Origin of the sequence: Streptomyces sp. ADI95-17 (assembly GCF_003846175.1) — a bacterium.
Lineage (GTDB): Bacteria > Actinomycetota > Actinomycetes > Streptomycetales > Streptomycetaceae > Streptomyces > Streptomyces sanglieri.
This window is the reverse complement of the sequence record NZ_ML123046.1, coordinates 679,293-705,408: the sequence shown is the minus strand read 5'-3', so window position 1 is coordinate 705,408 and position 26,116 is coordinate 679,293. Positions and strand designations below refer to the sequence as shown.

General features: G+C 73.5%; 15 protein-coding genes. 8 read left to right on the top strand and 7 right to left on the bottom strand.

Going from position 1 to position 26,116, the window contains the following annotated elements:
• Positions 1–37 precede the first annotated feature (37 nt).
• Both EES42_RS16915 and EES42_RS16910 read right to left on the bottom strand, forming a co-directional pair.
• On the bottom strand, positions 38–439 hold the full coding sequence (locus EES42_RS16915; protein WP_124719037.1) for a hypothetical protein: 402 nt from the start codon (positions 437–439) through the stop codon (positions 38–40).
• 140 nt (positions 440–579) lie between these two features.
• Positions 580–966, bottom strand: a complete 387-nt coding sequence (locus tag EES42_RS16910; RefSeq protein ID WP_124719036.1) for a hypothetical protein — start codon at positions 964–966, stop codon at positions 580–582.
• A gap of 320 nt (positions 967–1,286) precedes the next feature.
• Between EES42_RS16910 and EES42_RS16905 the strand changes: the two genes are divergently transcribed.
• The 7 genes from EES42_RS16905 to EES42_RS16875 are packed head-to-tail and all read left to right on the top strand — an operon-like array spanning position 1,287 to position 21,199.
• A complete protein-coding gene (locus EES42_RS16905) occupies positions 1,287–2,633 on the top strand; it encodes an MFS transporter (protein WP_164495251.1) in 1,347 nt (448 codons plus the stop codon).
• Positions 2,617–6,141 carry a non-ribosomal peptide synthetase gene (locus tag EES42_RS16900; protein WP_124719034.1) on the top strand — a complete coding sequence of 1,175 codons (3,525 nt, stop codon included), beginning with the start codon at positions 2,617–2,619 and terminating at the stop codon, positions 6,139–6,141. Before EES42_RS16905 ends, EES42_RS16900 begins: the two co-directional genes overlap by 17 nt.
• Positions 6,126–7,178 carry a MupA/Atu3671 family FMN-dependent luciferase-like monooxygenase gene (locus tag EES42_RS16895; RefSeq protein WP_124719033.1) on the top strand — a complete coding sequence of 351 codons (1,053 nt, stop codon included), beginning with the start codon at positions 6,126–6,128 and terminating at the stop codon, positions 7,176–7,178. Before EES42_RS16900 ends, EES42_RS16895 begins: the two co-directional genes overlap by 16 nt.
• Positions 7,178–11,860 carry a non-ribosomal peptide synthetase gene (locus EES42_RS16890; protein ID WP_124719032.1) on the top strand — a complete coding sequence of 1,561 codons (4,683 nt, stop codon included), beginning with the start codon at positions 7,178–7,180 and terminating at the stop codon, positions 11,858–11,860. The genes EES42_RS16895 and EES42_RS16890 overlap by 1 nt, the downstream gene beginning before the upstream one ends.
• Positions 11,857–15,831, top strand: a complete 3,975-nt coding sequence (locus tag EES42_RS16885) for a non-ribosomal peptide synthetase (RefSeq protein ID WP_124719031.1) — start codon at positions 11,857–11,859, stop codon at positions 15,829–15,831. The genes EES42_RS16890 and EES42_RS16885 overlap by 4 nt, the downstream gene beginning before the upstream one ends.
• Before the next feature lie 5 nt (positions 15,832–15,836).
• Positions 15,837–19,136: a non-ribosomal peptide synthetase gene (locus EES42_RS16880; protein ID WP_124719030.1), complete on the top strand. Its 3,300-nt coding sequence runs from the start codon at positions 15,837–15,839 to the stop codon at positions 19,134–19,136.
• Positions 19,133–21,199, top strand: coding sequence for a type I polyketide synthase (locus tag EES42_RS16875; protein WP_124719029.1), 2,067 nt, complete (start codon positions 19,133–19,135; stop codon positions 21,197–21,199). Before EES42_RS16880 ends, EES42_RS16875 begins: the two co-directional genes overlap by 4 nt.
• Before the next feature lie 77 nt (positions 21,200–21,276).
• Here the strand turns inward: EES42_RS16875 and EES42_RS16870 are convergent, their stop codons facing one another.
• The 3 genes from EES42_RS16870 to EES42_RS16860 all read right to left on the bottom strand — a co-directional run bounded on the left by EES42_RS16870 (position 21,277) and on the right by EES42_RS16860 (position 22,831).
• Positions 21,277–22,029 (bottom strand): thioesterase II family protein, encoded by a 753-nt coding sequence (locus EES42_RS16870; protein ID WP_124719028.1) that lies wholly within the window; start codon positions 22,027–22,029, stop codon positions 21,277–21,279.
• Between the two features lie 60 nt (positions 22,030–22,089).
• The gene (locus EES42_RS16865; protein ID WP_241196415.1) at positions 22,090–22,479 is read right to left on the bottom strand and encodes a hypothetical protein; all 390 of its coding nucleotides are present in this window, start codon (positions 22,477–22,479) and stop codon (positions 22,090–22,092) included.
• A gap of 118 nt (positions 22,480–22,597) precedes the next feature.
• Complete coding sequence (locus tag EES42_RS16860; RefSeq protein ID WP_124719026.1) at positions 22,598–22,831, bottom strand: hypothetical protein; 234 nt, start codon at positions 22,829–22,831, stop codon at positions 22,598–22,600.
• Between the two features lie 201 nt (positions 22,832–23,032).
• Here EES42_RS16860 and EES42_RS16855 point away from each other — a divergent pair, with 201 nt between their 5' ends.
• Positions 23,033–23,767, top strand: coding sequence for a TetR/AcrR family transcriptional regulator (locus EES42_RS16855; RefSeq protein WP_124719025.1), 735 nt, complete (start codon positions 23,033–23,035; stop codon positions 23,765–23,767).
• 155 nt (positions 23,768–23,922) lie between these two features.
• Here the strand turns inward: EES42_RS16855 and EES42_RS16850 are convergent, their stop codons facing one another.
• Both EES42_RS16850 and EES42_RS16845 read right to left on the bottom strand, forming a co-directional pair.
• Positions 23,923–24,306, bottom strand: coding sequence for a YunG family protein (locus tag EES42_RS16850; RefSeq protein ID WP_124719024.1), 384 nt, complete (start codon positions 24,304–24,306; stop codon positions 23,923–23,925).
• A 78-nt stretch (positions 24,307–24,384) separates the two neighbouring features.
• Entirely contained in the window at positions 24,385–26,049 is a 1,665-nt protein-coding gene (locus tag EES42_RS16845) for a pentapeptide repeat-containing protein (RefSeq protein ID WP_241196414.1), read from the bottom strand.
• Positions 26,050–26,116 lie beyond the last annotated feature (67 nt).

Below are 26,116 nucleotides of genomic sequence, written 5' to 3'. Positions count from 1 at the left end.
GGTCCGGTGCGGGGCTCAGGTGTCGAGGCGGGGGGAGTCAGACGACGGGGGACGTGGGGCCCTTGTCGTCGTCGGTACCGGTGGTACCGATCACGGTCGGGCCCTTGTCGTCGTCGGTACCGGTGGTACCGATGACCGTCGGGCCCTTGTCGTCTTCGGTGCCCGTGGTACCGATCACGGTCGGGCCCTTGTCGTCCGTGATCGTCCGGGCGATGACGGTCGGACCCTTGTCGTCGGCGACCAGGTGGGTGCCGGCGAAGGTCGGGCCCTTGTCGTCGTCGGTGCCCGTGGTGCCGATCACCGTCGGACCCTTGTCGTCGGCGAGAACCTGCTGAATGCTCCGGGCGTCGTGCGACTGCCCCGCCTCGACCGCCGTGCCGATGCCGAAGGCCAGCGTCGCCGCGATGATCCCGAAGAGCCCAGCAAGCTTGCGTCCCATGTCCCGCCCCTAAGTGGTGTTTGTGAGGTTCTGCGGTGTTCCGCTTCCCGACACCACTGATGTTGCTGATCGGCGTTCCCGGTCCGTTCCTGCCCCGATACCGCCTCCGGGAACTGCCGCGGGAACGGACCGGCGACCGCCTACTCCGCGTGCAGCTGACAGCCGGCGACGCGGGGGCCGAGCGGGGTGAGGACCACGCGCGTACGGGCCGTACCCGACTCGTGGCCGGCCAGGTCGAGCAGCGATCTCACGAGGGAACGGAGCACCGCCCGCTCCGACTCGTCCAGGACCGCCGGACCGGCACCGTCGCCGGGCGGCCACGTCACGATCCCGGCCACCGTGTGCATGCCGTTCTCGGTTCTGGTCTCGACGCTGAGCTGGGGTCCCTGCCAGGACTCCGGCGCGGTGTACGGATGGGACTGGACACCGGACGCCACACGCTCGGCCCACCGTTCCACGGTGGACAGGTCCTGGAGGGCCTGGCGCAGTTCCGTCCCGTCGGGCGAACGATCCCTGGGGTCCTTCACGGAGTACTCCTTCTGCAGACAACTACGTGACGACCCTTGCCTTCTCTGCTCCCGGTTCCCTCCCGAACCGTTCCCGCTTCCTTCCCGTTCCCGCGTTCGCGAAGGGAACGCAGCGGTAATCGGTCGCCGCATGATGACGCCGTTCGATTCAGACAGGGATCCGTGGTGATCCGCAGAGGACGCGACATCCTGGGGGATTGAGGCGTGGCAACCACACCGTTCGACGGCTCCGGCACCTTGTGCCGGATGTCGGTGCACAAGGGATCCGGGTCCTGATGGGCGCCCGGATATCAACGGACATTCCCGGCCGGTTCTCGGGAATGGGGCCCTTCCTCCTCGTCTGGTCCGGACAGGCGGTGTCCCTGGCGGGAAGCGCGGCGGTCCGGTTCGCCTTCATCGTCGAGGTCTGGTCGGCCGGCGGGAAGGCGACCGCCGTCACCGTCCTCTCGCTCTGCGCCATGCTGCCGCAGGCCGTGTTCAGTCCCATTGCGGGCGCAATCGTCGACCGTATACCCAAGCGCACCGCGCTCCGGATAGCCGACGCCGGCGGACTCCTCGTCGTGGGTGCGCTGGCCCTGCTCCACTACGTCGGCGCCTTCCAGGCCTGGCAGGTCTATCCGGCCACCGTCCTGCTCGGCATCTGTGCCGCCTTCCAGTTCCCGGCCCTGTCCTCGGCCGTTCCCCTGCTGGTCCGCAAGGACCAGCTGGACCGCACCAACGGGCTGTTGGCCGGTGCGAAGAGTGCCGCCGGGATCGGCGGTCCCGCACTGGGCGGTCTGCTCGTCGCGCTCTTCGGGATCGGGCCGACGCTCCTGGTCGACGTGGCCAGCTACGCGTTCGCCCTCATCGGCATCCAGATCGTGCGCTTCAACGGCGACCGGGTGACGAAGAACCCCGACGCACCGCGCAAGCGGATCACCGCGGATGCCGTCGAAGGGCTGCGCTACCTGTTCCGGATCCCCGGCCTGCGCGAGCTGATCGTCAACTTCTGTGTCGTCAACCTCGTGATGGTCTTCGGCTTCGCCCTCATCTCGCCGATGGTGCTGCTCCGGGCCGGTAACGGCGCGCTCGCCGCGGTCAACACCTCCGTCGGCATCGGCGGAGTCGCCGGTGCCCTGCTCATGGCGGCCTGGGGCGGTCCCGCGAACCGGGGCCGGGGCATGATGCTCGGCGTGGTCGGCATGTGCCTGTCCGCCCTGGTGGTGATGGGCCTGGTGGGCAATGTGACCGGCTGGTGCCTGGCGATCCTGATCGGCGCCCTGCTCATGACCACGGTCAACGCCTCGATGCAGACGATCGTGCAGACCAAGGTCCCGCACGAATGGCAGGGCCGGGTCTTCGGCGCGGTGATGTTCCTGTCGCAGATCTCCGTGCCCCTGGCGATGGCGGTCTCCGGGCCGCTCGCCGACCACGTCTTCGAACCGATGGCCGCCGGGGGTTCCGGGCTCTTCACCGTGCTCGGCCCCCTCGTCGGCGACGGTCCGGGCAGCGGCATGGCGGCCATGCTGCTCCTCGCCGGCATCGGCGGCACCGCGGTCGCCCTCTGGGGCCTGGCCAGCCGCTCGATCAGGGAGATCGACACCCTGCTGCCCGACCTCGACGCACCGCAGGAGCCGGCCGAGCAGAGCGAAAGCCGGGGAGGTGACCGCGATGAGGTGCGTGCATGAGCTCTTCGAGGAGCAGGCGGCGCGGACGCCCGGCGCGACGGCCCTGATCGACGGCGGCGAACGGACCGACTACGCGGCACTCGACGACCGGGCCGGCCGGCTGGCGGGTCTGCTGGCCGCGCGGGGCATCCGGCCCGGCGACACGGTCGGCGTGTACCTGGAGCGCTCCACCGCTCTCGTCGTGACGATCCTCGGCATCCTCAAGGCCGGGGCGGGCTACGTGATGCTTGACCCCGCCTTCCCCGCCGAACGGCTGCGCGCGATGGCCGAGGACGCCGGAACCACCGTGGTCGTCACGGCCCGCGACTCCGCGCCCGGGGCCCTCGACCTGGTCCGGGTGCACATCGAGGACGCCGCCGGGGCGCGGCCGCTGCCGCGCGGCGCCGTCCCGGTCCGGCCCGACGACATCGCCTGCGTGATGTTCACCTCCGGATCGACCGGGCGGCCGAAGGGCATCGCCGCATCGCACCACGCGATCACCGCCACCCTCACCGGGCAGAACTTCGCGTCCTTCGGCCCCGGCGCGGTCTGGCTCCAGTGCGCGCCGCTGTCCTGGGACGCGTTCGCCCTGGAGCTGTGGGGGCCGCTCATGAACGGCGGGACCTGCGTCCTGCACCCCGGACAGCGCCCCGAACCCTTCCTGATGGCCCGGCTGGTCGCCGAGCACTCCATCACCTCCATGTACCTCTCGGCGTCCCTCTTCAACGTCGTCGTCGACGAGTACCCGCAGGTGATGGACGGACTGCGGGAACTCGTGGTGGGCGGCGAGGCCATGTCGGCACCGCACGCGGCCCGCGCCCTGGAGCGCCGGCCGGAGCTGCGGCTGAGCAACGGTTACGGCCCCGTCGAGTGCATGGTCTTCCTGACCGTCCACCCGGTGAGCGCCGCCGGGCTCGGCTCGGGCCCGGTGCCGATCGGCCGTCCGCTGGCGGGCAAGCGGCTGTACGTCCTCGACGAGGAGCTCCGTCCGGTGCCGGACGGGCAGAGCGGCGAGATCTACGCCGCCGGGGCGGGCCTCGCCCGCGACTACTGCGGACGGCCCGCGCTGACCGCCGAACGCTTCGTCGCCTCCCCGTCCGGTGAGCGCGTCTACCGCACCGGTGACCTCGGGCGGCGCCGCGCCGACGGTGTCCTGGAATATCTGGGCCGGGCCGACAGCCAGGTGAAGATCCGGGGCTTCCGGGTGGAGCCGGGCGAGGTCGAGAGCGTGCTGACCCGGCACCCCGGCATCGACCGGGCCGCGGTCGTCGCCCGTGAGCATCCGGAGGGCGACCGCCGGCTCACCGCGTACGTCGTCCCGAGCGGCGGTGTCCGACAAGGCTTCCGGGAGGCGGAGTTGCGTGCCTACGCCCGCGAGGTGCTGGCCGACTACCTGGTGCCGTCGGCCTTCGTGGCGCTGGACGAGCTGCCGCTGACCGCCGGCGGAAAGCTGGACCGGGCCGCCCTTCCGGAGCCCGGACCCGCGACGGCCCTCGCCGGCCGGGCGGCGGTGAGCGGCACCGTGGCCACCCTGTGCGAGCTGTTCGCCCAGGTGCTGCACACGGACCGGGTCGGCCCCGACGACGACTTCTTCGCCCTCGGCGGCCACTCCCTGCTCGCCGCCCGGCTGCTGGGCCGGATCCGTGCCGTGCTCGGCGCCGAGATCGACATCCGCGGGCTCTTCGAGGCGCCCACCGCGGCGCTGCTCGCCCCGTTCGTCGACACCGCTCCCCCGGCGCGCCCCGCACCGGCCGCCGCGCCCGGTGACTCCTCCGGGACGCTCCCGGTGTCGCACGCGCAGCACCGGCTGTGGTTCCTGGACCGGATCGGGGCCGGCGCCGCGTACAACCTGCCGATGCTGGTCCGGCTGCGGGGCGCGGTCGACGTGGCCGCGCTGGACGAGGCGCTGGCCCGGGTCGCCGAACGTCACGAAGTGCTCCGCACCGTCTTCGAGGAGGGCGACGGCTCCCCCGTACGCCGGGTACTGAGCGGGGCGGCCGCACGGCCTCCATTCCGGCAGCTGCGGACCGCCGGGGACTCGATGGACCGGGAGATCGAGCGGGAGGCCCGCCACCGCTTCGATCTGCGTACCGAACTCCCCGTACGCGCAACCCTGTTCACCTCCCGGCAACGGCCGGACGAGCACGCGCTGCTGGTGCTGGTCCACCACATCGCCGGAGACGGGTGGTCGCTGCGGCCGCTCTTCCGCGATCTGTCCCGCGCCTACCGGGCACGGGTCGACGGCGCGGACACGGCCGGGCTGCCGCCGCTCACCGTCCAGTACGCGGAGCACGCCCGTCACCAGCTCGACCGGCTCGGCTCACCGTCCGATCCGCATGCCCTCGCCGCCCGTCAGCTCACGTACTGGCGCAAGGAGCTGGACGGGCTGGCGGCCGACGGTCCGCTGCTGCCCCGCCGCGCCGGGCGCCCCGCCGTACCCGGTCCGGCCGCGCAGGTCGTGGTGCGCCGGCTCGACGCGGCGGCGCACGCCCGGGTGGTCGAATCGGCCCGTACCCGGGGCGCCACCCTCTTCATGGCCCTGCACGCCGCGCTGGCCACCGTGCTGGTACGGGCGGGGGCGGGCGAGGACCTGGCGATCGGCGCGCCGGTGGCCGGACGCGCCGGGGACGGCAGCGTCGAGGACGTCGTCGGGTTCTTCGTCAACATGCTGGTGCTGCGCACCGATCTGTCCGGCGACCCCACCTGCGCCGAAGTGCTCGCCCGGGTGCGGGAGACGGACCTCGCCGCGTTCAGCCACCAGGACGTGCCGTTCGAGGACGTGGTCGGCGCGCTCAACCCGCCGCGCTCCCCCGGCCGTCAGCCGTTCACCGATGTGGTGCTGGCGCTCCAGAACAACGCACGGGCCGAGGTCGCACTGCCCGGTGCCGAGGGCGGGGTGGAGGTGGTACGCACCGGCGCCGCCCGGTTCGAACTCCTGGTGGACGTCACGGACTCCACCTCGGCCGAGGGCGCACCGGACGGGCTGACACTGACCTTCGAGTACCGCGGGCAGGCGCTGGAGGCGGAGTTCGTCCAGTGGCTCGCGGACGCCCTCCCGCAGGCCCTGGAGGAGTCCGCGGCCGCCCCGGGCACGCCCCTGTCGCGGCTGGGCATCGCCGCACCGCCGCGACTGGCCGGCCGGAGCGACCGGATCGCTCCACCGGTCCGGCGGCAAGCCGCCGTCGAACGCCCGATGACCGCGCTGGAACGCGAGATCGCCGCCGTGTGGTGCGAGGTCCTCGGGGTGCCGAGCGCCGGCCCGGACGACGACTTCTTCGCCCTCGGCGGCAACTCGCTGCGCGCGGTGCGCGCCGTGGCCCGGCTCGGCGCCGGACGGCAGGCGACGGTGGCGCAGCTGTTCGCCGCGCCCACGGTCGCCGCCTTCGCCGCCGAACTGGAACGGGCGGTCGAACTGCCCGCCCCCGCCGGCGCTTCCCCCATCACGCGCCGCCCCCGGGTGCCGCGCCGCCAGGAACCCCAGACCCAGACCGGCAGAAAGCAGGAGGAGTGGCAGTGGACCTCAGTGTGATGTTCTTCGGTGCGGACAGCACCACCGCCGGCGAGGCCCGGCACACCGAGACGTACGAGGACATCCTCGCCGTGGCCCGGACCGCCGACCGGCTGGGGTTCCACGCCGTCTGGACCCCCGAGCGCCACTTCCAGCAGGTGGGACAGGTCTTCCCGAGCCCGCCGGTGCTCAGCGCGGCACTCGCCGTCGCCACCGAGCGGATCGGGATCCGCGCGGGCAGTGTCGTCCTGCCGCTGCACCACCCGCTGCGGGTGGCGGAGGACTGGGCCGTCGTGGACAACCTCTCGCACGGGCGGGTCGGCCTCTCCGTCGCCACCGGCTGGCACTCCAAGGACTTCACGCTGGCCCCCGAGCAGTACGCGGACCGTCGGCGAACCGCTCTGGAGACGATCCCCCGGCTGCGGTCGCTGTGGGCGGGCGAGCCCGCCGAGTACCCCGACGGCACGGGCGACCCGGTCTCCGTCACTCCCCAGCCCCGGCCCGTGCAGGACACCCTGCCGCTGTGGGTCACCACGTCCGGCAACCCGGAGACATGGGAGGCGGCCGGCCGGCTGCGCGCCGGTGTGCTCGGCGCGACCGTCGGGCAGAGCCGGGACGAGCTGGCCGAGAAGATCGCCCGCTACCGAACCGCCTGCGCCGAGGCCCCCGACCAGCGGGGCACCGACGCGCACGGCCGGGTCACGCTGATGGCCCACACCTACGTCGGCAGCGACGACGCGGAGGTCCGCCGGATGGCGGGCGCCCCGCTGAAGACCTATCTCGCCTCGTACGTACGCCAGACCGCGGCGAACCGTTCCGCGGACGCCACGACCGCGGGCCTCACCGAGGAACAGACCGCGATGCTCGCCGACTTCGCGTTCGAGCGCTATCTGAGCTGGGGCAGCCTGCTCGGCTCCCCCGGCCACTGCGCCAAGATGCTCGCCGATCTGGCGGAGCTGGGCGTCGACGAGGTCGCCTGCTTCATCGACTTCGGCATCGGACGGGACGACGTACTGGCCGGGCTGCACCGGTTGGCCGAACTGAAAGAGAACCTGTGATGAGCGCCCCCACCGTTGCGCGCACCGTCCCGGTCGCGGCATCCCCCTCCATGGCCGACCGGTTCGTCGCACTGGGCCGGGAACAGCGGATCCGCCTGCTGCGCCGCCTCCTGGAGGCGGGCCGGGCCCGCGAGATACCCGCCGTCATACCGCCGCGCGACCCGGCCCGCCGGGTGCCGCTCAGCCCCGCGCAGCACGACCTGTGGGTGTACGACTCGCTGTATCCCGGCACCCCTGCGCTCAACCTGTGCGCCGCCTACCACTTCGAGCGGCCCGTAGACCCGGCGCACCTGGAGGAGGCACTGACGCTGATCCAGCGTCACCACGACATCCTGCGGACCCGGATCGTGACGGACCCGTCGGGCGAGCTGCATGTCGAGTTCCCGGACGACGGGGACTTCGATCTGGAGCGCGAGGATCTGCGGGGCACCGGCCGGACGATCGACGCGGCCTTCGAGACCTTCCGCAGCCGCCCCTTCGACCTCGGCCGGGACAAGCTGATCCGGGCCCGGTTCGTCCGGGTCGACGAACGGCGTTCCACGCTGATGCTGAGTCTGCACCACACCATCAGCGACTGGTGGTCCTTCGATGTGCTGCAGAACGAGTTCGCGCGGGCCTACGGCGCGCTGCGCGACGGTCTGGAGCCGCCGCTGACCCGGCCGGCCGTGCAGTACGCCGATTTCTCGTCCTGGCAGAGCGAGTTGGCGGAGTCCGGGGTCTTCGCGAGCCGGCTCGACTTCTGGCGGCGCTATCTCGCCGACCCGCCCGGTCCGCTGACGGTGCCGGGCAGCAACGGCGGTGTCGCCGGGCGCGAGGGCATCGCGCAGGTGCCCTTCCGCATCGACGCGCCGACCACCGCCGCCGTGCGTGCCCTGGCCCGGGAGCGCGGCGCCTCGGTGTACGTCGTCCTCATGGCGGCGTTCGCCGTCCTGGCGCACCGGGTCAGCGGCGCCGACGACCTGGTGATCGGCACCCCCATCGCCAACCGCGCGGCCAAGGGCCTCGACCAGGTCATCGGGTACGTCATGAACGCCGTGCCGACCCGCTGGAAGGTGGCTCCGGACCGGTCGTTCGCCGAGCTGCTCGCCGGGTTCGCGGTCGACTTCCCGGATCTGATGGCCAACGCGGACGTGCCCGTGGGCCGGATCGTGTCGGCCGCCGCGCCCGAGCGCAGCGCGGGCCGGGCCCCGCTGTACCAGTGGGTGTTCATGCACCTGACGCAGCAGCCGAGCGTCTCGGTGATGAAGGAGTTCGCGGAGCCCGAGCGGATCCACACGGGCGGCGAGCACGACCTGGTCGGTGTGGTGAAGGACAGCGGTGACGGCATGGAGGGCAGCTTCGGACTGCGTACCGATGTCTTCGGCCCCGAGACGGTGGCCCGCTGGACGCAGTGTTACGTCGAGCTGCTGAAGCGGATCACGGCCGACCCGGACGCGCTCGTCGGTGACATCGACGTGGTGCCGCCGGCCATGCGCGGCGAGCTGCTCGCCGGTTCCGCCGGGCCCGCCGCCCCCGCCCCCGTGCCGCTGCCCGAACTGGTGACCCGGCAGGCGGCCCGCACGCCGGACGCGCCGGCCGTCGAGTCTCCCGGGCACACCCTGAGCTATGCCCAACTGGACGACCGGGTGGCCCGGTTGGCCGGTCAGCTGGTGAGCCTCGGTGCCGGTCCCGGGCGGATCGTGGCCCTCGCGCTCGCCCGTGGCAGCGACTGGCCGGTGGCCGCGCTGGCCGTGCAGCGGGCCGGCGCCGCCTATCTGCCGGTCGACCCCGCCCACCCGGCCGAGCGCATCCGCCGGGTCCTCGCCGAGGCCGCGCCGGTGCTCCTGGTCACCGAACCCGGCGCCGCGCCCCTGGACACCGGTCTGCCGACCCTGGTTCTCGACGAGGACGCCTGGGCCGGGGAGCCGCTGCCGCCGGGCGGACCGGAACCCCATGACGCCGCACATGTCATCCACACCTCCGGCTCCACCGGCGCCCCCAAGGGCGTGGTGGTCAGCCACGCCGGCGTGGCGGCGCTCACCCGGAGCCTGGTGGACGGCCTCGCACTGGACGCGGACAGCCGGGTGCTCCAGCTCGGGCCGCCCTCCTTCGACATCTCGGTCGGTGAACTGTGCCTGGCCTTCGGCTCCGGCGGAACGCTGGTGCTGCCGGAGCGCGGTCCGCTCGTGGGCGAGGACCTCGGGGCGGTACTGACCGAGCGGCGGATCTCCTGCGCGTTCGTCCCGCCGTCGGTGCTGGCGACCGTGCCGGCCGGACCGCACCCGGAGCTGCGTGCCCTCGTCGTCGGCGCGGAGGCCTGCCCGCCGGAGCTGGTGGCCCGCTGGGCCGTCGCCGGCCGGCGCTTCCACAACGCCTACGGGCCCACCGAATCGACCGTCGTCTCCACCGTCTCCGGACCGCTGGACGCCGACGGAACGGCGCCGCCGATCGGCACACCGGTGGCGGGCACCACCGCCTACCTCCTCGACGAACGGCTCCGGCCGGTCCCCGCCGGGGCGGGCGGCGAGCTGTACCTGGCGGGCGAAGCGCTCGCCCACGGCTACCTGGGCCGGGCAGCGCTCACCGCCGAGCGGTTCGTCGCCGATCCCTACGGTCCGCCCGGCAGCCGCATGTACCGCACCGGCGACCTCGCCCACCGCGACGACCGCGGGAACACGTACTACCTGGGGCGCGGCGACGAGCAGGTGAAGCTGCGCGGGCTGCGCATCGAGCCCGGTGAGATCGCCGCCGCGCTCACCGAACACCCCTGCGTGGAACGGGCGGTGGCCGTCGTACGGCACGACCGGGCCGACTCCGCACAGCTGGTGGCGTACGTGGTGCCCGCGCCGGGAGCGTCGGTCGACGAGGACGCGCTGCTGCTGCACGCCTCCGGGCGGCTGCCCGCGGCCATGGTCCCGGCCGCGGTGGTGGCGCTGGACGCGCTGCCGTTGTCGTCGCACGGCAAGCTCGACCGGGCCGCGCTGCCCGCGCCCGCCGCCCGGACCGCGGACACCGTCCGGCTTCCCGGGTCGGCGCGCGAGGAGGTCCTGTGCGGACTCTTCGCGGAGCTCCTGGACGTCGGACAGGCCGGTGCGGACGACGACTTCTTCCGCCTCGGCGGCGACAGCATCATGGCGATCCAGCTGGCCGCGCGGGCCCGTACGGCCGGTCTGGTCTTCTCGCCGCACGACGTGTTCACCGTACGCACCCCGGCCCGGCTGGCCGTGCTGGCCCGTACGCCCGAGGGCGACGCCCCGGAGGAGGAGGACACCGGGACCGGGCGGCTGCCCCTCACCCCGGTGATGCACTGGTGGCGCGAACAGGTCCGGGACACCGCCACGTTCACCCAGTCCATGCTGTTCCCCCTCGCGCCCGGCACCGGACTCGCCGCGATCGAGGAGGCCGTCTCCGTACTGACCGCGCGGCACGCCGCGCTGCGGATGCGCCTGGTGTGCGAGGACGACACCGGTTGGGAGCTCCGGGTTCCCGAGGAGAGCGCGCCCCCGGCTGCGCGGGCCGTCCGGGTGGCCGTTCCGGCGGACGCCGATCTGCACTCCAGGGCGACGGAGCTGGCGCGCACCGTCACCCTGCGCCCCGAGGACGGCGAGATGGTGCGGGCGATGTGGCTCGACCCCGGCTCCGGCCGGCCCGGTGCGCTGCTGCTCACCGTGCACCATCTGGCCGTGGACGGGTTCTCCTGGCGGGTGCTCGGACAGGAGCTCGCCGCGGCGCTGGACGGCCGCTCCGCGGACGACGCCGCGCCCGCGAGAACGGCCTCGTTCACCCGGTGGTCCCGGCTGCTCTCCCGGGAGGCCGTGCTACGGATCGACGAACTCCCCTGGTGGGAACGGCAGTTGGTGGACGAAAAGGCTCGCCTCGCCGATGTGCCGGCGGCGGGCGGCCGGCGGGAGACCCTCACCTTCGATCTGGACCCCGACCTCACCCGCAGTGTGCTCCTCACTCTGCCCGGCGCCTTCAACTGCCGCCCCGACGCGGTGATGCTGACCGCTCTGACCGCGGCGGCCGTCCAGCGGCGGGGCAGCGGATCCTCGCTGGTCGTCCATCTGGAGGGCCATGGCCGCGAGGCGATATCCGCCCCGGTCGACGTGTCCGGAACCGTCGGCTGGTTCACCACGCAGTACCCGGTCCGCCTGGACCTGGGTGCGGCCTCGGTGGTGCCCGGCGGCCGGCCCGGCGAGGCCCTGAAGTGTGTCAAGGAGCAGCTGCTCGCGGTGCCCTCCGGCGGGCTCGGCTGGGGTCTGCTGCGCTACCTCCACCCGGAGACCGGCCCGGCGCTCGCCGCGCTCCCCGCGCCCGATGTCCGCTTCAACTATCTGGGCCGGTTCGCCGCGGCCGACGCGGCGGGCGGGCGGCTGCTCGAACCGGGCCCGGACGCCGTGCCACTGGCGCACACCCTGGAGGTCGATGTGCTGGCCCGGGAGGAGAACGGCGAGCCCGTGCTGGAGGCGAGCTTCTCCTGTCCGTCCGGGGTGTTCACCGAGGACGGGATGCGTGCCCTGGCCGGGGCGTGGTCCGAGGCGCTGCGCGTCCTCGCGGACCACTGCGGGCCGGACGGCGCGGCCGTCCACGCCCCGTCCGACTTCCCGCTCGTCGACCTGACCGGGGACCAGCTCGAACTGCTCGCGCAGGACATGGACTTCGGTGACCTCGACACCACCGACGACGAGGAGGACCAGCGATGAACGCGCGCATCGCGGACGTACTGCCGCTCTCCCCGCTCCAGGAGGGCCTGCTGTTCCACGCCGCCCGGCAGACCGGGGGCCCGGACCCCTATCTGGTGCAGGCCCGGTTCGTGATCGGCCCCGGGATCGGCGGGGAGACGGTACGGGCCTCGGTCGCCGCGCTCCTGGACCGGCATCCGAATCTGCGCGCCTGCTTCCGGCACGAGCGCCTGGACCGACCGGTCCAGGTCGTGCCGAAGGCGGTCAGGGTGCCGTGGACGGATGTGGACCTGACGGGGCTCACCCCGGACGAAGCGGACGCGCGGACCGAGGAGGTGCTGCGCGAGGACGCGGCGCTTTGCTTCGACATGGCCCGCCCGCCCCTGGTCCGTGCCACGTTCCTGCGGCACGACACCGGTGCCGAACTGATCGTGTCCTTCCACCACATCCTGCTGGACGGCTGGTCGATGCCGGTGGTCGAGCGGGACCTCGCCGCCCTCGTGACGGGCCGGCCGCTGCCGCCCGCCGCGCCCTACCGGGACTATCTGGTGTGGCTGGGCGGTCAGGACCGGAACAAGGCCGAAGCCGCGTGGTGCGAGTCGCTGGAGGGTCTGGAGCGGCCGGCGCTGCTGGCCCCGGCCGGACCGGACACGGCACCGGACCGTTCGCGGCTGTGGCTGTCCACCGGACTCACCGAGCGGCTGGTGCGGCGGGCCGCGACGGCGGGTGTCACCCTCAACACCCTGGTCCAGGTCTCCTGGGCGCTGGTCCTGGCCAGGCTGACCGGCTCCCGCGATCAGGTCTTCGGCGCGGTCGTCTCGGGGCGCCCGCACGATCTGCCCGGCGTCGAGTCGATGGTGGGCCTGTTCATCAACACCCTGCCGGTACGGGTCCGGCTGCGGGACGACGAGCGGGTCGACGAGTTGCTGTGCCGGATCCAGGACGAGCAGTCCCGGCTGCTGGAGCACCACCACGCCCGCGCCGCCGAGGTGCAGCGCGCCGTGGGGGCCGGTGAGCTCTTCGACTCGATCATCGCCTTCGAGAACTTCCCGCGCGGTTCCGGGAACGAGGACGGTCCCGACGCGGTCCGCCTGGCGAAGGTGACGGACGCGACGCACTACCCGGTCACCATCGCGGCGGTGGCCGAGGAGCGGCTGCTGCTGTCGGTGAGCTGCCGCCGGGGCATCTCGGCGTCGGCCGTCACCGAACGCCTGGCACACGTACTGGAGCAGCTGGCCGACTCGCCGCGGATGCCGGTGGCGGACGTCGACGCGCTGCCCGCGGCGGAGCGGCGTCGGCTGCTGGCCCTGGCGGACGGCCCGGCCCGCACGTCCGCCGGCCCCGCCACCCCGGCCGGGCGGTTCGCCGCCCAGGTGGCCCGCACCCCGGACGCGCCGGCCGTCGACACGGACGGCGAGACGCTCAGCTACGCCGGGCTCGACGCCGCTTCGGACCGGCTGGCCGGCCGCCTCGTGCGGGCCGGTGTGGCGCCGGGGCACACCGTGGCCCTGCTGCTGCCCCGTTCGGCGTCCCTGATCGTGGCCCAGCTCGCGGTGCTCAAGGCGGGCGCCTGCTGGCTCCCCCTGGACCCGGCGCACCCGGCGGAGCGGCTGGCCCGGCTGATGGCGGCGGCGGGACCCTCCGTGGTCCTCACCGAGGGGACGGACCGGGGTGCCGCCCGGCTGCCCGCGGGGGTCGCGGTGCTGGACGTCACCGAGTCGTCCGGGCCGGCGTCCTTCGACCGGGTCGAGACCCGTCCCGGGTCCGCCGCCTGCGTGATCTACACCTCCGGCTCCACGGGGGAGCCCAAGGGGGTGGTCGTCCCGCAGCGGGCGATCACCGAGCTCGCCGCCGACAGCCGCTTCGCGGGCGGTGCCCACGACCGGGTACTGCTGCACAACCCGTACACCTTCGACGCCTCCACCTACGAGGTGTGGATCCCGCTCCTGAACGGCGGGACCGTGGTCGTGGCCCCCGCCGAGGCGGTCACCCCGGACCTGCTGGAGCGAGTGGTGCGGGAACGGCGGGTCACCGCGCTCATGCTCACTCCCGAACTGCTGCGCACCGTCGCGGAGATCGCGCCCGGCGCGCTGTCCGGGCTCCGTGAGGTGTGGTCCGGCGGCGACGTCCTGGCACCCGACACCGTGCTCCGGATCCGGGAGCACTGCCCGGACACGGTGGTCGTCAACGGCTACGGCCCCACCGAGACGACGGTGTTCGCCACCGCCCACACCGCCGACGGGCAGAGCGGCCGCCGTGCGGGGGCCGTTCCCATCGGGCGGCCCCTGGACAACACCCGCGCCCATGTCCTGGACGACCGGCTGCGTCCGGTCCCGGCGGGTGCCACCGGTGAGCTCTACCTCGGCGGCAGCGGTCTCGCCCAGGGCTACCTCGGCCGGCCGGCCGCCACCTCGGAACGGTTCGTGGCCGATCCGTACGGGCCGCCCGGCAGCCGCATGTACCGCACCGGGGACCTGGCCCGCTGGACGCCGGACGGTGTCCTGGAGTTCGCGGGCCGGGCCGACGACCAGGTCAAGGTGCGCGGCTTCCGCGTGGAGCCCGCCGAGGTCGAGGCCGCGCTCTCCGGCTGCCCCGGTGTGGCGCGGGCCGTGGTCGGTGCCCGGCGGGACGCGGCGGGCGGCAAGCTGCTGGCCGCCTGGCTGGTGCCGGAGCGGAGCGCGGACGAGGGTTCCGGCGCCCCGGAGGAGCAGTGGCACCGCACCCTCGCCCGGGTGCGGGCACATGCCGCCGAGCAGCTGCCCGCGCACCTGGTGCCGTCCCGGTGGGCCCGGATCGACGAGGTGCCGCTCACCCGCCACGGGAAGGCCGACCGGGCTGCCCTCCCCGACCCCGGGCCCACCGGGGAACCGGTGGCCGGCCGGGCGCCGCGCACCCCGCGCGAGCGGGAGCTGTGCGCCCTGTTCGGGACGGTGCTCGGGGTTCCCGCGGTGGGGCCCGACACCGACTTCTTCCGGGCGGGCGGCCATTCACTGACCGCGCTGCGCCTGAAGTCGAAGATCGAGACGGTGCTCGGGGTACGGATCCCGGTCTCCGCCCTGTTCGACGCGCCGACCCCGGCCGGTCTCGCCGCCCTGCTGGACGCGCCGCCGTCCGGCAACGGCCGCGCCGCGCGGATACCGCTGCGGCCCGCCCGCGGACGCGCCGGATCCGCGACCGTGCCGGACGAACCGCACCACAACAGCCTGGAGCATGTGCTCACCCTGCGGACCGGCGGCGACCGCACCCCGCTCGTCTGTGTGCATCCGGGGCTCGGTCTCGGCTGGTCGTACGTGAGCCTGCTGCCGCACCTCGCACCGGACCGCCCGGTGCACACCCTGCAGAGCCCGGCACTGCTGACCGGTGCCGGCGGCCTCCCGGCCACCATGGACGAGATGGCGGACCTGTATCTGCGCAGCGTCCGCGAACTCCGGCCGCGGGGACCGTATCTGCTGCTCGGCCGGTCCTTCGGCGGACCGCTCGCCCATGAACTGGCGGTGCGGCTGCGCCGGGCCGGCGAGGAGGTCCGGATGCTCGCCGTGGTGGACGCCATGCCGATGCCGGAACGGATCAGGGGCACCCCGCTGGACCCCGCCGCCGTCGAGGACGAGATGCTGCGCATCCTGCTCCACGCCCACGCACCGGAACTTCCCTTGCCGGACGGTCCGTTGGAGCGGTCCGCGCTCTTCTCCCAGGCCCGCGGGGGCAACTTCGACGGCCTGTCCGAGGACCGGCTGCACACCCTCGTCGACATCGGGGCGCATCACACCCGGCTCGTACGGGACTGGCACCCGTCCCCTTACGACGGCGCGACGACGCTCTTCTCCGCGACGCACGACGACTGGCCGACCACGGCCGAGAAGACCGAGGCCTGGCAGCGCGTGACCGCCGCGCTCGATGTGCACGAACTGGACTGCGGTCACAGCGACGTACTCACCCCGGGCCCGGCGGCCATGATCGCCGCGGTCCTCGAAACCGCCCTCCGAGGGGACTGAGAACCATGACCGTCGACGCCGTCGAGCTCATCGACCTCTATGCCGGGGAGGGCGGCGGGAACGAGGAGTACGAGTTCCCCGCCTCCGACGCCCAGAGCCGCCTGCTGGTCCTCGACCAGCTGAATCCGGGCTCCCCCCAGTACAACGTGCCGGTCGCCTTCGCGGTGCACGGGCCCTTCGACACCGAGGCGTTCGGCCGCGCGCTGGACGCGCTGGTCGCCCGGCACGAGGCGCTGCGCACCGTCTTCCGGACCGCCGACGACGGCACCCCGGCGCAGCGCGTCTCGGCCGTCGGGCGGGTACGGCTCGCGGTCCGGCGGACCGTACCGGCCGACGGCGCGGACGTCCTGGTGCGCGCCGAGGCCGCCCTCCCCTTCGACACCGCCGCGGGGCCGCTGCTGCGCTGCACCGTGTACGCCGTCGACGACGGCAGCCACCGGGTGCTGCTCGTCGCCCATCACCTGGTCTGCGACGGCTGGTCGCTCGGCCTGATGCTGGACGAGCTGTCCGAGGGGTACCGGCAGGAGGCCCGGGGTCTGACGTACCGTCCGGCCGAACTCCCCATCCAGTTCCCCGACTACGCGGCCTGGCAGCGGGAGCGCGCGGCGGACGGCGCGTTCGAGGCGTCCGTGGAGCACTGGGCCGGCCTGCTGCGCGGCGCGCCCACCGCCATGGAACTGCCGCTGGACCGCCCGCGCCCACCGGTCCGCACCGCTTCGGGCGGCACCGAGCGCTTCCTGCTCGGCGCCGAGGTCAGGGAACGCCTGGCCGAGGTCGCGGCGGCCTCGGGCGCCACCCCGTTCATGACGATGTTCGCCGCGTACGCCGCTTTCCTCTCCCGGCTCTCGGGCGGCGAGGACCTGGTCGTCGGCTATCCGTCGTCGGGCCGCGAGCGGCCCGAACTCCAGGAGATGGTCGGGATGCTGACCAACACCCTGGCGATGCGGGTGGACCTGAGCGGCGACCCGTCCCTCGACGAGCTGACCCGCCGCGTCCGGGCCTCGATGCTGGCGGCACAGCCCTACCAGGACGCTCCGTTCGAGGCGGTGGTCGACACCCTGGCCCCGGTCCGGGAGACCAGCCACGACCCGGTGGTGCAGGTGGCGCTCAGCTACGAGGACGAGGCGACGCCGGAGCTGAAGCTGACCGGCGCCACCACCGAACGGCTCGCGCTGACGCTGGACACCGCGAAGTTCGACTTCCACCTGTTCGTGGAGCGCTGGGACGCCGGACTCGCCGCCCAGTTCATCTACCGCAGCGACCTGTTCGACGCGGCGACGGTCCGCCGCTGGACGGACAACTTCCGCACCCTGCTGGCCGGACTCCTCGCGGATCCGTCCGCCCCGATGTCCGTCGTGGAGCTGGTGCCGGCCGACGAGCGCGCCCGCACCATCGCCGGTGCCGACCGGCTCGCGGAGGCGGCACCGCTGGACCGCCTGGTACCCGATCTGATCGCCGACCGGGCGGCCGAACACCCCGACGCCACTGCCCTGGTCTGCGGCGATCTCCGGCTGAGCTACGCCGAACTGCTCGACCGGGCCGACACGCTGGCCGCCCGGCTGCGTGCCGCCGGGGTACGGCCCGGCTTCCGGGTCGGTCTGCTCCTGCCCCGCTCGGCCGACCAGGGCATCGCGGCCCTGGCGGTGCTGCGCGCGGGCGGCGCGTACGTACCGCTGGACCAGGCCCACCCGGAGGCCAGGCTCCGCCACATGGTGGACGGTTCGGGCACCGGGCTCCTGCTGACCTCCCAGGAGACCGCGGCGAAGGCGGCGGGCCTGGAGGTGCCGTGCATCCGGGTCGACCGCCCGGCCGTCACGGACCCCGTCGCACCGGCGCCTCCCGCGACGGCCGGTACCGCACCGGCCCCCGAGGACCTCGCCTACGTCCTGTTCACCTCGGGCTCCACCGGCATCCCCAAGGGGGTCGCCATCGAGCACCGGGCGCTGGTCAACCTCACCCGGGCGGTCCGGCACTCCTTCCCCGTCGAGGCCGGGGACCGGGTGCTGCAGTTCGTGTCGTTCGGCTTCGACGTCGCCGTGTCCGACCTCTTCTTCCCCTGGGTGGCCGGTGCGGAGCTGCACATCCCGCAGGAGGACGAGCGGATCGGCGAGGCGCTGCTCGACCGGCTGCGGGACTCCCGCATCACCTATGTGTTCCTGCCGCCGTCCGCCGCGATGCTGCTGCCCGACCTGACCGGACAGCTGCCCGAGCTGCGGACCGTCGCGGTCGGCGGCGAGGCGTGCCCGGCCGAGCTGGTCGGACGGCTCAGCGCGCCCGGACGGCGGGTCGTGAACGCGTACGGCCCCAGCGAGGTGACCGTCTACGCGACCACCGGGGACCTCTCCCCCGGTGAGCCCGTGGTGCTCGGCGGCGCCGTGCCGGGGGCCCGGGTCTATGTGCTCGACGAGCGGCTCCGGCCGGTCCCCGCCGGGGTCGCCGGTGAGATCTACGTGGCCGGTGCCTCGCTGGGGCGCGGCTACGTCGGCCGGCCCGCCCTGACCGCCGAACGGTTCGTCGCCGACCCGCACGGCGCACCGGGCACCCGGATGTACCGCACCGGTGACCTCGGCCGGATCGACGCGCAGGGGCTCATCCACTACCTCGGACGTTCCGACCTCCAGGTCAAGCTGCGCGGTGTACGCGTCGAACTCGGCGAGATCGAGACCCTGCTGGCGGGTGCGCCGGGCGTCGCCCTGGCGGCGGCCACCGTCCGCGGCACGGGGACGGCACAGCGGCTCGTGGCGTATGTCGTGGGCCGGGACGGGGCGGCGCCCGCGGACGCCGAGCTGCGCGCCCATCTCGCCCGGCGGCTGCCCGGATCGATGGTGCCCGAGGTGTTCGTGCGACTGGACGAGATGCCGCTCAGCAGCAACGGCAAGATCGACCGGGCCCGGCTGCCGGAACCCGCCACGGTGCGGTGCCGGCCGGACGGCTCGACCACCGTCGCGGGCACCGCGACCGAGCAGTTGGTGGCCGGACTGTGGGCCCGGGTGCTCAATCTCGAACTCGTCTCCGTCACCGACCACTTCTTCGATCTGGGCGGTAACTCGATCCGGCTGCTGAGCGTCCTGTCCGCCCTGCGCGAGCTGGGCACGTACGGCGAACTCAGCCTGGTCGACCTGTTCCGCCACCCCACCGTCAACGCCCTCGCCGCCCACCTCGACCGGGCGGCCCTCGGGGCCGCCGCCGGGGCCCCCGACACCGCTCCTCCCGCCGACACGGCCGCCGCGCGCGGCGGTGACCGGCACGCACGACGCACCGCCGCCGCCCGACGACTCAGCTACCGGAAAGGCTCCACACGATGACCGAGAACGCAAGCGCCGCCGAGCCCCTCGCAGCCGACTCCGCGATCGCGGTCGTCGGGATGAGCGGCCGCTTCCCCGGCGCCCCCGACCTGGACGCCTACTGGGAGAATCTGCTCGGCGGGCTCTGCTCGGTGACCGACTTCACCGAGGCGGAGCTGATCGCCGACGGCGCCGACCCGCAGGAGGTGCGCGGCCGCGACCACGTACCGGCCAAGGGCCATCTCGCGGACGCGGACCGTTTCGAGGCGGAGCTGTTCGGCTTCAACCGCACCGAGGCCGCGGCCCTGGACCCCCAGCACCGGCTGCTCCTCCAGACGGCCTGGTCCGCGCTGGAGGACGCCGGCCGCAGCCCGCTGGGCGGGTCGGCCCGTACCGGCGTGTACGTCGGCGGCGGCCCCACCGAGCACATGCTGGCCGCGCAGACCGACCCGCGGCTCGCCGCGTCCATCGGGGCGCTCCAGGTGCGCATCCTCACCGACCGCGAGTTCCTCGCCCCCTGGGTCTCCTACCGGCTGGGCCTGGAGGGTCCGAGCCTGACGGTGCAGACGGCCTGCTCGACGTCGCTGACGGCGGTGCACCTCGCGGTGCAGTCCCTGCTGCTCGGCGAGTGCGACACGGCGCTGGCCGGCGGCGTCGCCGTGGACACGGTGCGCAAGCGGGGCTACGTCCACCAGCAGGGCGGCATCTACTCACCGGACGGCCGCTGCCGGCCCTTCGACGAGCGGGCCAGCGGCACGGTGCCCGGCAACGGGGTGGGCGTGGTGGTGCTGCGCCGGCTGTCCGACGCGATCGCCGACAACGACCCGGTCAGGGCCGTCATCCGGGGCAGTGCCGTCACCAACGACGGGGCCACCAAGGTCGGGTTCACCGCGCCCGGTGTCGACCAGCAGACCGCCGCGATCGTGGAGGCCTGGGCGGCGGCCGGTCTCGACCCGGCCGACGCCCAGTACCTGGAGGCGCACGGCACGGCCACCGCGCTCGGTGACCGCATCGAGGCGGCGGCGGCGACGGCGGCGTTCAAGGGGGCGCTCGGTACCGGGCGGATCGGGATCGGCTCGGTGAAGTCGAACATCGGCCACCTGGACGCGGCGGCGGGTGTGGCCGCGCTGATCAAATCGGTGCTCATGCTGGAGCACGCGACGCTGGTGCCGAACGCCGACGCCGGCCGACCGCACCCCGAACTGGGCTTCGACGACTCGCCGTTCCACCTGGTCGGGCGGGCGACCGCCTGGCCGGAGCCGGAGCACGGCCCCAGGCGGTCCGGGGTGAGCTCGGTCGGGATCGGCGGCACGAACGTGCATGTGGTCCTGGAGGAGGCGCCCCGGCGCGGTGATGCCGGGCGGCCGGAGGCCGAGGGCGCGCCGGAGGTCCTGCTGCTGTCCGCCCGCACCCGGGAGTGCCTGGCCGAGGTGGCCGGCCGGCTGGCCGGGGCGCTGCGCGCCCCGGGTGCCCCGTCCCTCGCCGACACCGCGCACACGCTCCGCGTGGGCCGTGCCCCGTTGGCCGTGCGCGGCTATGTGCGGGCCGGGAGCCGGACAGAGGCGGCGGAGCTGCTCACCGAGCTGGCCTCGGGCGGTGCGGCGGGCCTCGGCGGGCCCGACCCGCTCGGCGATGCCTGGCTGGCGGGCGACCCGGTGGTGCGGGAGGGGGGCGGCCGGCGGGTCTCGCTGCCGACGTACCCGTTCGCCGGTGAGAGCCACGGCGCGTACCGCCTCGTTCCGGTCGCGCCGGGCACGCCGGGCACGCCGGGCACGCCGGGCGGGGAGCAGCCGGAGCAGGGTGGCCGTTCCGCCGACCTGGAACGGGACGTCCGCGCGCTGATCGCCGAGGCCCTCGGGCTGGAGGACGCCGACGACCCGGAGATGACGTACTTCGCGGCCGGCGGCGACTCACTGACCGCCGTCCACCTGGTCGGCTGCCTCCGGGACGACTTCGACCTCGATGTCCCGATCACGCTGTTCCTGGAGCAGTTGACGCTGCACGAGATGGCCCGCCGGATCGTCGCGGCGCAGGACGGCGACGACTCCCTCGACGCCCTGCTGTCGGAGTTCGAGGCGGAATGACCGACGGCGCACAGGGCTTGGGCCCCGACCCCTTCCGGGTCGGGGCCCAAGCCCTGTGCGTTGTGCGCTGTGCGGTGTCAGACGCCCGTACGGACCGTTCGTCCAGGCACGTACGCGGCGATGAGATCCGCGACGAGGGGCAGGTGGTCGCCCAGGAAGAAATGACCGCCGGGCAGTACGTGCCGCTCGAAGGGGCCCTCGGTCTCCCGTTCCCACGCCTGTACGCCCTCGACGGAGACCCGGGGGTCGTTGTCGCCGGTCAGCGCGACGACCGGGCAGCGCAGCGGCGGCCCGGAAACGTGGACTCGGGAGAACAGCATGGCGTAGTCGGCGCGCAGCGGGGGCAGCGCGAGTTCGAGGATCTCCGGGTGGGTCAGCAGTTCCTCGTCCGTGCCGGACAGCAGCCGCATCTCCCGGATCAGGTCGGCGTCGCTGGGCCGGTCGGGCAGCCGTGCGCGCCGCGGCAGCGACGGGCCCTCGCTGCCCGAGACGAACAGCGCCGCGGGCTCGCGTCCCTGTGCCGCGAGTTGCCGTGCGGTCTCGTACGCCAGGAGCGCGCCCATGCTGTGGCCGAACAGAATCAGCGGACGGCCCCCGTCCGCGGAGAGCGAGCCCAGTACCGCGTGCACGACATCGCCGAGCCGTTCGGCGAACGGCTCGGCGATGCGGTCGTGCCTGCCGGGGTACTGCACGACCAGTGCTTCCGCGGTCCCCGAGACCTGGGTCGACAGCGGGATGTAGCCACTGGCCGAACCACCTGCGTGCGGGAAGCACAGCAACTGTGCCGCGGCTTCGGGGGCCGGGCGGAAGCACCGTATCCAGTTGTCCACGACATCCCTTCTCTCATGTTCTCGGTCCGGTCCGCGACCGGCTCCGTGAACGTTATCCGCTCATGGGGCTGCGGCGATCCAGCTCTCCAATTGTTCACGCGTGGTCGCCGGGTCCGCGACGAGAACGGCGAGTTCGTCGTCGCGGGGTTCCAGTGTCGTCAGGGCGGGGCAGCGGTGGCAGGCCTCGACACCGACCTGGTTCCACCACTTGCAGTGCGGGCGGAGGTGGCACCGTGGCACCGCGGCCGGTCCGGGCTCGGCCGGCACGGTCGTGATGCGTTCGATCAGCCCGCAGGCCTCGCCGACCCGGTTCGCGCAGTCCGACACGCAGTGCGAGGCGAACCGGAGCACCCGGTTGGGGGCGATCCCCTCCGGGATACTGCCGAGAACATCGGCGGCGGGTACGGGTTCGGCCAGGTAGGCGACCTGGTCACGCTCCCCGGACCGCACGCCGAGAACAACGCTCTCCGGGCGGCTCGCATCACCGCTCGGACACCATCTGAGGGGGCTTTCCCGCCCGTCCCGGGCAAGGTCCGCAGTGCTGTCCACGGTGCTCACCTCCGATTCGTCAGCAGGAACGCGGGCCGGTCGAGTTGACCACCATGCCGCCGATGACACCGTCGGTGACGGCGCCCCTCTGCTGCTCGGCCGCGACCGCCTGCGCGATGCTTCTGGCGAGCTGCTCCTGGCTGGTGATCCGTTCCGGACGCTCGGCAGCGGCGGCACCCGTGGTGCCGCCCACCGTGACGAGACCGGCAACGAGGGCTGCGGCAGCGGCCGCCGTACGCATGCTGTTGTTCATCCCTGTCCTCCATGGCATCGGTGATGGCTTGCAGGAATCGACGCTAGGGTCCGCATCCCGCCCCGATCGGCAGTTGCGGCGGCGGCTCGGGGGCTACTTTCTGCGGACTCGGGTCTCTGCGGCCCCGAGTGTCTGCGGCCTTCGGGCCACCGGCCCGCCCTCCGGTTGCCCGTTGGTCGCGCCGTCAATAGCATCGCCGGTATGTCGTCAAGCCCTCAGCGGAAGCGGATCCGGAAGTCCCCGGCGGACCGGCGTGCGGAAATCGTCGACGCGGCGGCGGCCATCGCCCTGACCGAAGGGCTGGAGTGCATCACGCTGCGCCGGATCGGCGAACAGCTCGGCGTCCGCCCCGGTCTCATCAGCCACTACTTCCCGGCGGTCGAGGACCTGGTGGCCGAGGCGTTCGGCACCGCCGCCGGGGCCGAACTGAACACCCTGCTCCCGGCGGACCCGGCGACGCGGTCGCCCACGGACCGGCTCGCCCGCTTCTTCGCGCTGGCGACGGGTGCCGCGTACGACGACATCAGCCGGCTGTGGATCAACGCCCGGCACCTCAGCCGCTACCGCCCCGCCCTCCGCGACCGGGTCGGCCACCACGAGGCGCTGTGGCGGGGCCGACTGGAGGACCTCGTCCGTGACGGCGTCGACTGCGGCGAATTCCGCACCGCCGACCCGTATGTGACGACCATCCAGATCCTGGTCGTCATCGACGGCCTCGGCGCGCACGCCAACACCGAGGCCGCGGACCGCCCGGAGGTGATCACGCGGATGGCCGTCAGCACGGCCGAACGCGAACTCGGCCTGGAGAGCGGCACACTCACCAGGCGCAGCGCCGCGCTCGACGCCGCCCGCGGCGACGCACCCGCGCCACCCGACCCGGACGGCACTCCGGACCCGGCACAGGCGCCGGCGGCAGCTCACAGAGTCCTGCCATGAGCGACTCGGCGACAGAACCCTCCTCACCCTCCCCGAAGACGTCGCTCCCGCCCCCGTCGCGCACGGCGCGGTGAACAACGAGCCGCGGCCCATCGACATGGCGGCCCGCCGACGGAGCTCACCCGGCCGGACTTCTACAGCTTCCAGGGTGCCGCCTACTGCCGGTTCAGCTCCGCCAGGACTCTGCCGCGCAGCAGCTCGTACTCCTCACGCAGCCGCACGATCCGGGCCGGCCGTACGACCACCTTCCCGCCCACGACGATCTCCTGCGGGCCGAACTGCTCACGGGTGAGATCGACTTCGACGCCCATGCCCAGCCGGTTCCACCAGTGGTAGTCGACTCGCTCGCCGTCCACATGGACCTCGCCTCGCATCAGATCACCGCCCAGCAGGTCGTGCACCACGAGCGCGGTGACGCCGCACTGATCGCGCGCCGGATTGTCCCGGGTCCACTGCGCCCGGTGTTCCGGTGTCGTGGTGTCCGCGCCCCAACTCCTGCGGACGGCCTGCTCAAGGTCGCTGAAACTGCTCAGTGTCATACCGCTCAGCGTGGCAGACGCCTCTGACAGTCCGCGCCCGGCCTCGTCCGCCCCGTTGTCGGTGGCGGGCCATCGGCTCTACCGCTTGAGGCGGCCTCGAACAGCAAGGAGGGCGAGGGCGAGGAAGCCTGGTTCGATGAGCCGGGACGTCATCTCGATGTACGTGCCGGCGGTGGTCAGGCTCTGGCCGCTGGCTCTGAAGATGACGGAATTGAGCACCACTTGGACCGACTTCTCGACGCGCTCGCCCGTGAACCGCTCCGTGAGCGGTCCCGTCAGCCCGGGTGACGGCGTATCGGTACTGAGGGTGATCCTCCGGCCGGTGCCGGGAAGGATGCCGGTCGTCACGGCCCCGGGATCGGAGCTGGGCACCCCCCACAGGGTCAGGGCGAAGACCGAGACGATCATGGCCGTCACGAGCCATGCGAGAGCCCGTGCGGCACGCAGTCCGTAGCCGGACAGCGACCAGTACGCCTGGAGCAGCCACCGCTCGGCGCGGCGGTATCCGAAGCTGTGCCGGCGCATCTCCATTTCGCCGTAGTAGAAGTCGGCGGCTCCGGGTTCGTCCTTGCTGTCCTCCCGGGCCTTGCGCAGTTGGCGGTACACCGTGGTCAGGGACGCCAGGCCCGGTACGGCGGCGGGGTCCGGCGGAGGAGCGCCCCAGCCGCGTCGCGCGGACGCGGCTCGCCCGGGCAGGGCCCGCCACTGCCGCTCCTCCTCGATGACCTGCCGCCGGGTCCAGCGGAAGGGGACCAGGCCCCGTGTCCGCCGGCCGCCGGGCGTCGTACGGAAGATCGAAAGCCCTTCGAGCCGGAGCTGGTCGAGGTGCAGGGCGCCCGTGAAGACGCACTCGGCGAGGTTCAGGTCGGCCAGCGTGAGCATGGAGGCGTCGACGCCCCGGATCGAAACCACCCGCACGACCGGATCGGAACCGAGGGCTTCTTCCGCGCGGGCAGGCACGGACGCGAAGGGGGTGAACTGTCCTACGACTGCGATCGGTTGGGCCGGCCGGCCGTCGGTCAGGTCGACCCTGGCGTGTCTGAGCCGCAGTATGGCCGTGGACTCCCACCGGGTCCGCCGGCACGCGATCTCTGCCGCGGCCGCTTCGATCGTGACCGGCTCCGTGAACACCGCCGCGGACAGATCCAGGAGTCTGCCGCACACCAACGGACCCAGGTGAGGCGCCGCGTCGAACCGCGCGCCCGCGAAATGGGCGGTATCGGCGAACGAAGTACCGCCGAACTCGACCGCACCCGAGAAAACGGCCTCCCCGAAGCGGCCCGTCCCCCGGAACCGGGCCTTCGTGAAGTCGGCGGGCCCCTTGAACTCGACGTTGTGGAATCTGGCGCCGGCCCCGAACTCCGCCCGGTCGAAACGCGCGGCCCCGCCGAAGACCGCCCCGCCGAACCGGGCCGTTCCGGAGAACGAGGCACCCACGAACCGGGCGTCGCCGGAGAACGAGGCACCCACGAACTGCGCCTCTCCGAAGGCGGGAGCTCCACTGACGGGATCCCGGACGGCGTCGAACAGGGCGCGCAGAAGATCCTCACTGAACGCTGTGCCGCGAAGGTCCACATCCGCGCCCGGGCCGAGCGCGCCCAGGCAGGCTGCGCGGTCGGCCGCGGAGAGATGGGCCAGGCAGGCGGTCCCGCTGCCGGTGCGGACGCCTCGGCAGCCGACGGGGTCGGCCGGGCCGGCACCGGCGCCGCAATGTCTCCAGGACGGCAGGGCAGTGGTGATCACACCTGTGGTGACGCGCGTGCCGCACACGAAGTTCCGGCACACCGCTGCTGAACTCGCCTCCGGCGGA

What these genes read in the sequence shown, in the direction of transcription:
- EES42_RS16915 (WP_124719037.1), bottom strand. Translation starts at nt 439, where the DNA reads ATGGGACGCAAGCTTGCTGGGCTCTTCGGGATCATCGCGGCGACGCTG.
- EES42_RS16905 (WP_164495251.1), top strand. Translation starts at nt 1,287, where the DNA reads ATGGGGCCCTTCCTCCTCGTCTGGTCCGGACAGGCGGTGTCCCTGGCG.
- EES42_RS16900 (WP_124719034.1), top strand. Translation starts at nt 2,617, where the DNA reads ATGAGGTGCGTGCATGAGCTCTTCGAGGAGCAGGCGGCGCGGACGCCC.
- EES42_RS16890 (WP_124719032.1), top strand. Translation starts at nt 7,178, where the DNA reads ATGAGCGCCCCCACCGTTGCGCGCACCGTCCCGGTCGCGGCATCCCCC.
- EES42_RS16885 (WP_124719031.1), top strand. Translation starts at nt 11,857, where the DNA reads ATGAACGCGCGCATCGCGGACGTACTGCCGCTCTCCCCGCTCCAGGAG.
- EES42_RS16880 (WP_124719030.1), top strand. Translation starts at nt 15,837, where the DNA reads ATGACCGTCGACGCCGTCGAGCTCATCGACCTCTATGCCGGGGAGGGC.
- EES42_RS16875 (WP_124719029.1), top strand. Translation starts at nt 19,133, where the DNA reads ATGACCGAGAACGCAAGCGCCGCCGAGCCCCTCGCAGCCGACTCCGCG.
- EES42_RS16860 (WP_124719026.1), bottom strand. Translation starts at nt 22,831, where the DNA reads ATGAACAACAGCATGCGTACGGCGGCCGCTGCCGCAGCCCTCGTTGCC.
- EES42_RS16855 (WP_124719025.1), top strand. Translation starts at nt 23,033, where the DNA reads ATGTCGTCAAGCCCTCAGCGGAAGCGGATCCGGAAGTCCCCGGCGGAC.
- EES42_RS16850 (WP_124719024.1), bottom strand. Translation starts at nt 24,306, where the DNA reads ATGACACTGAGCAGTTTCAGCGACCTTGAGCAGGCCGTCCGCAGGAGT.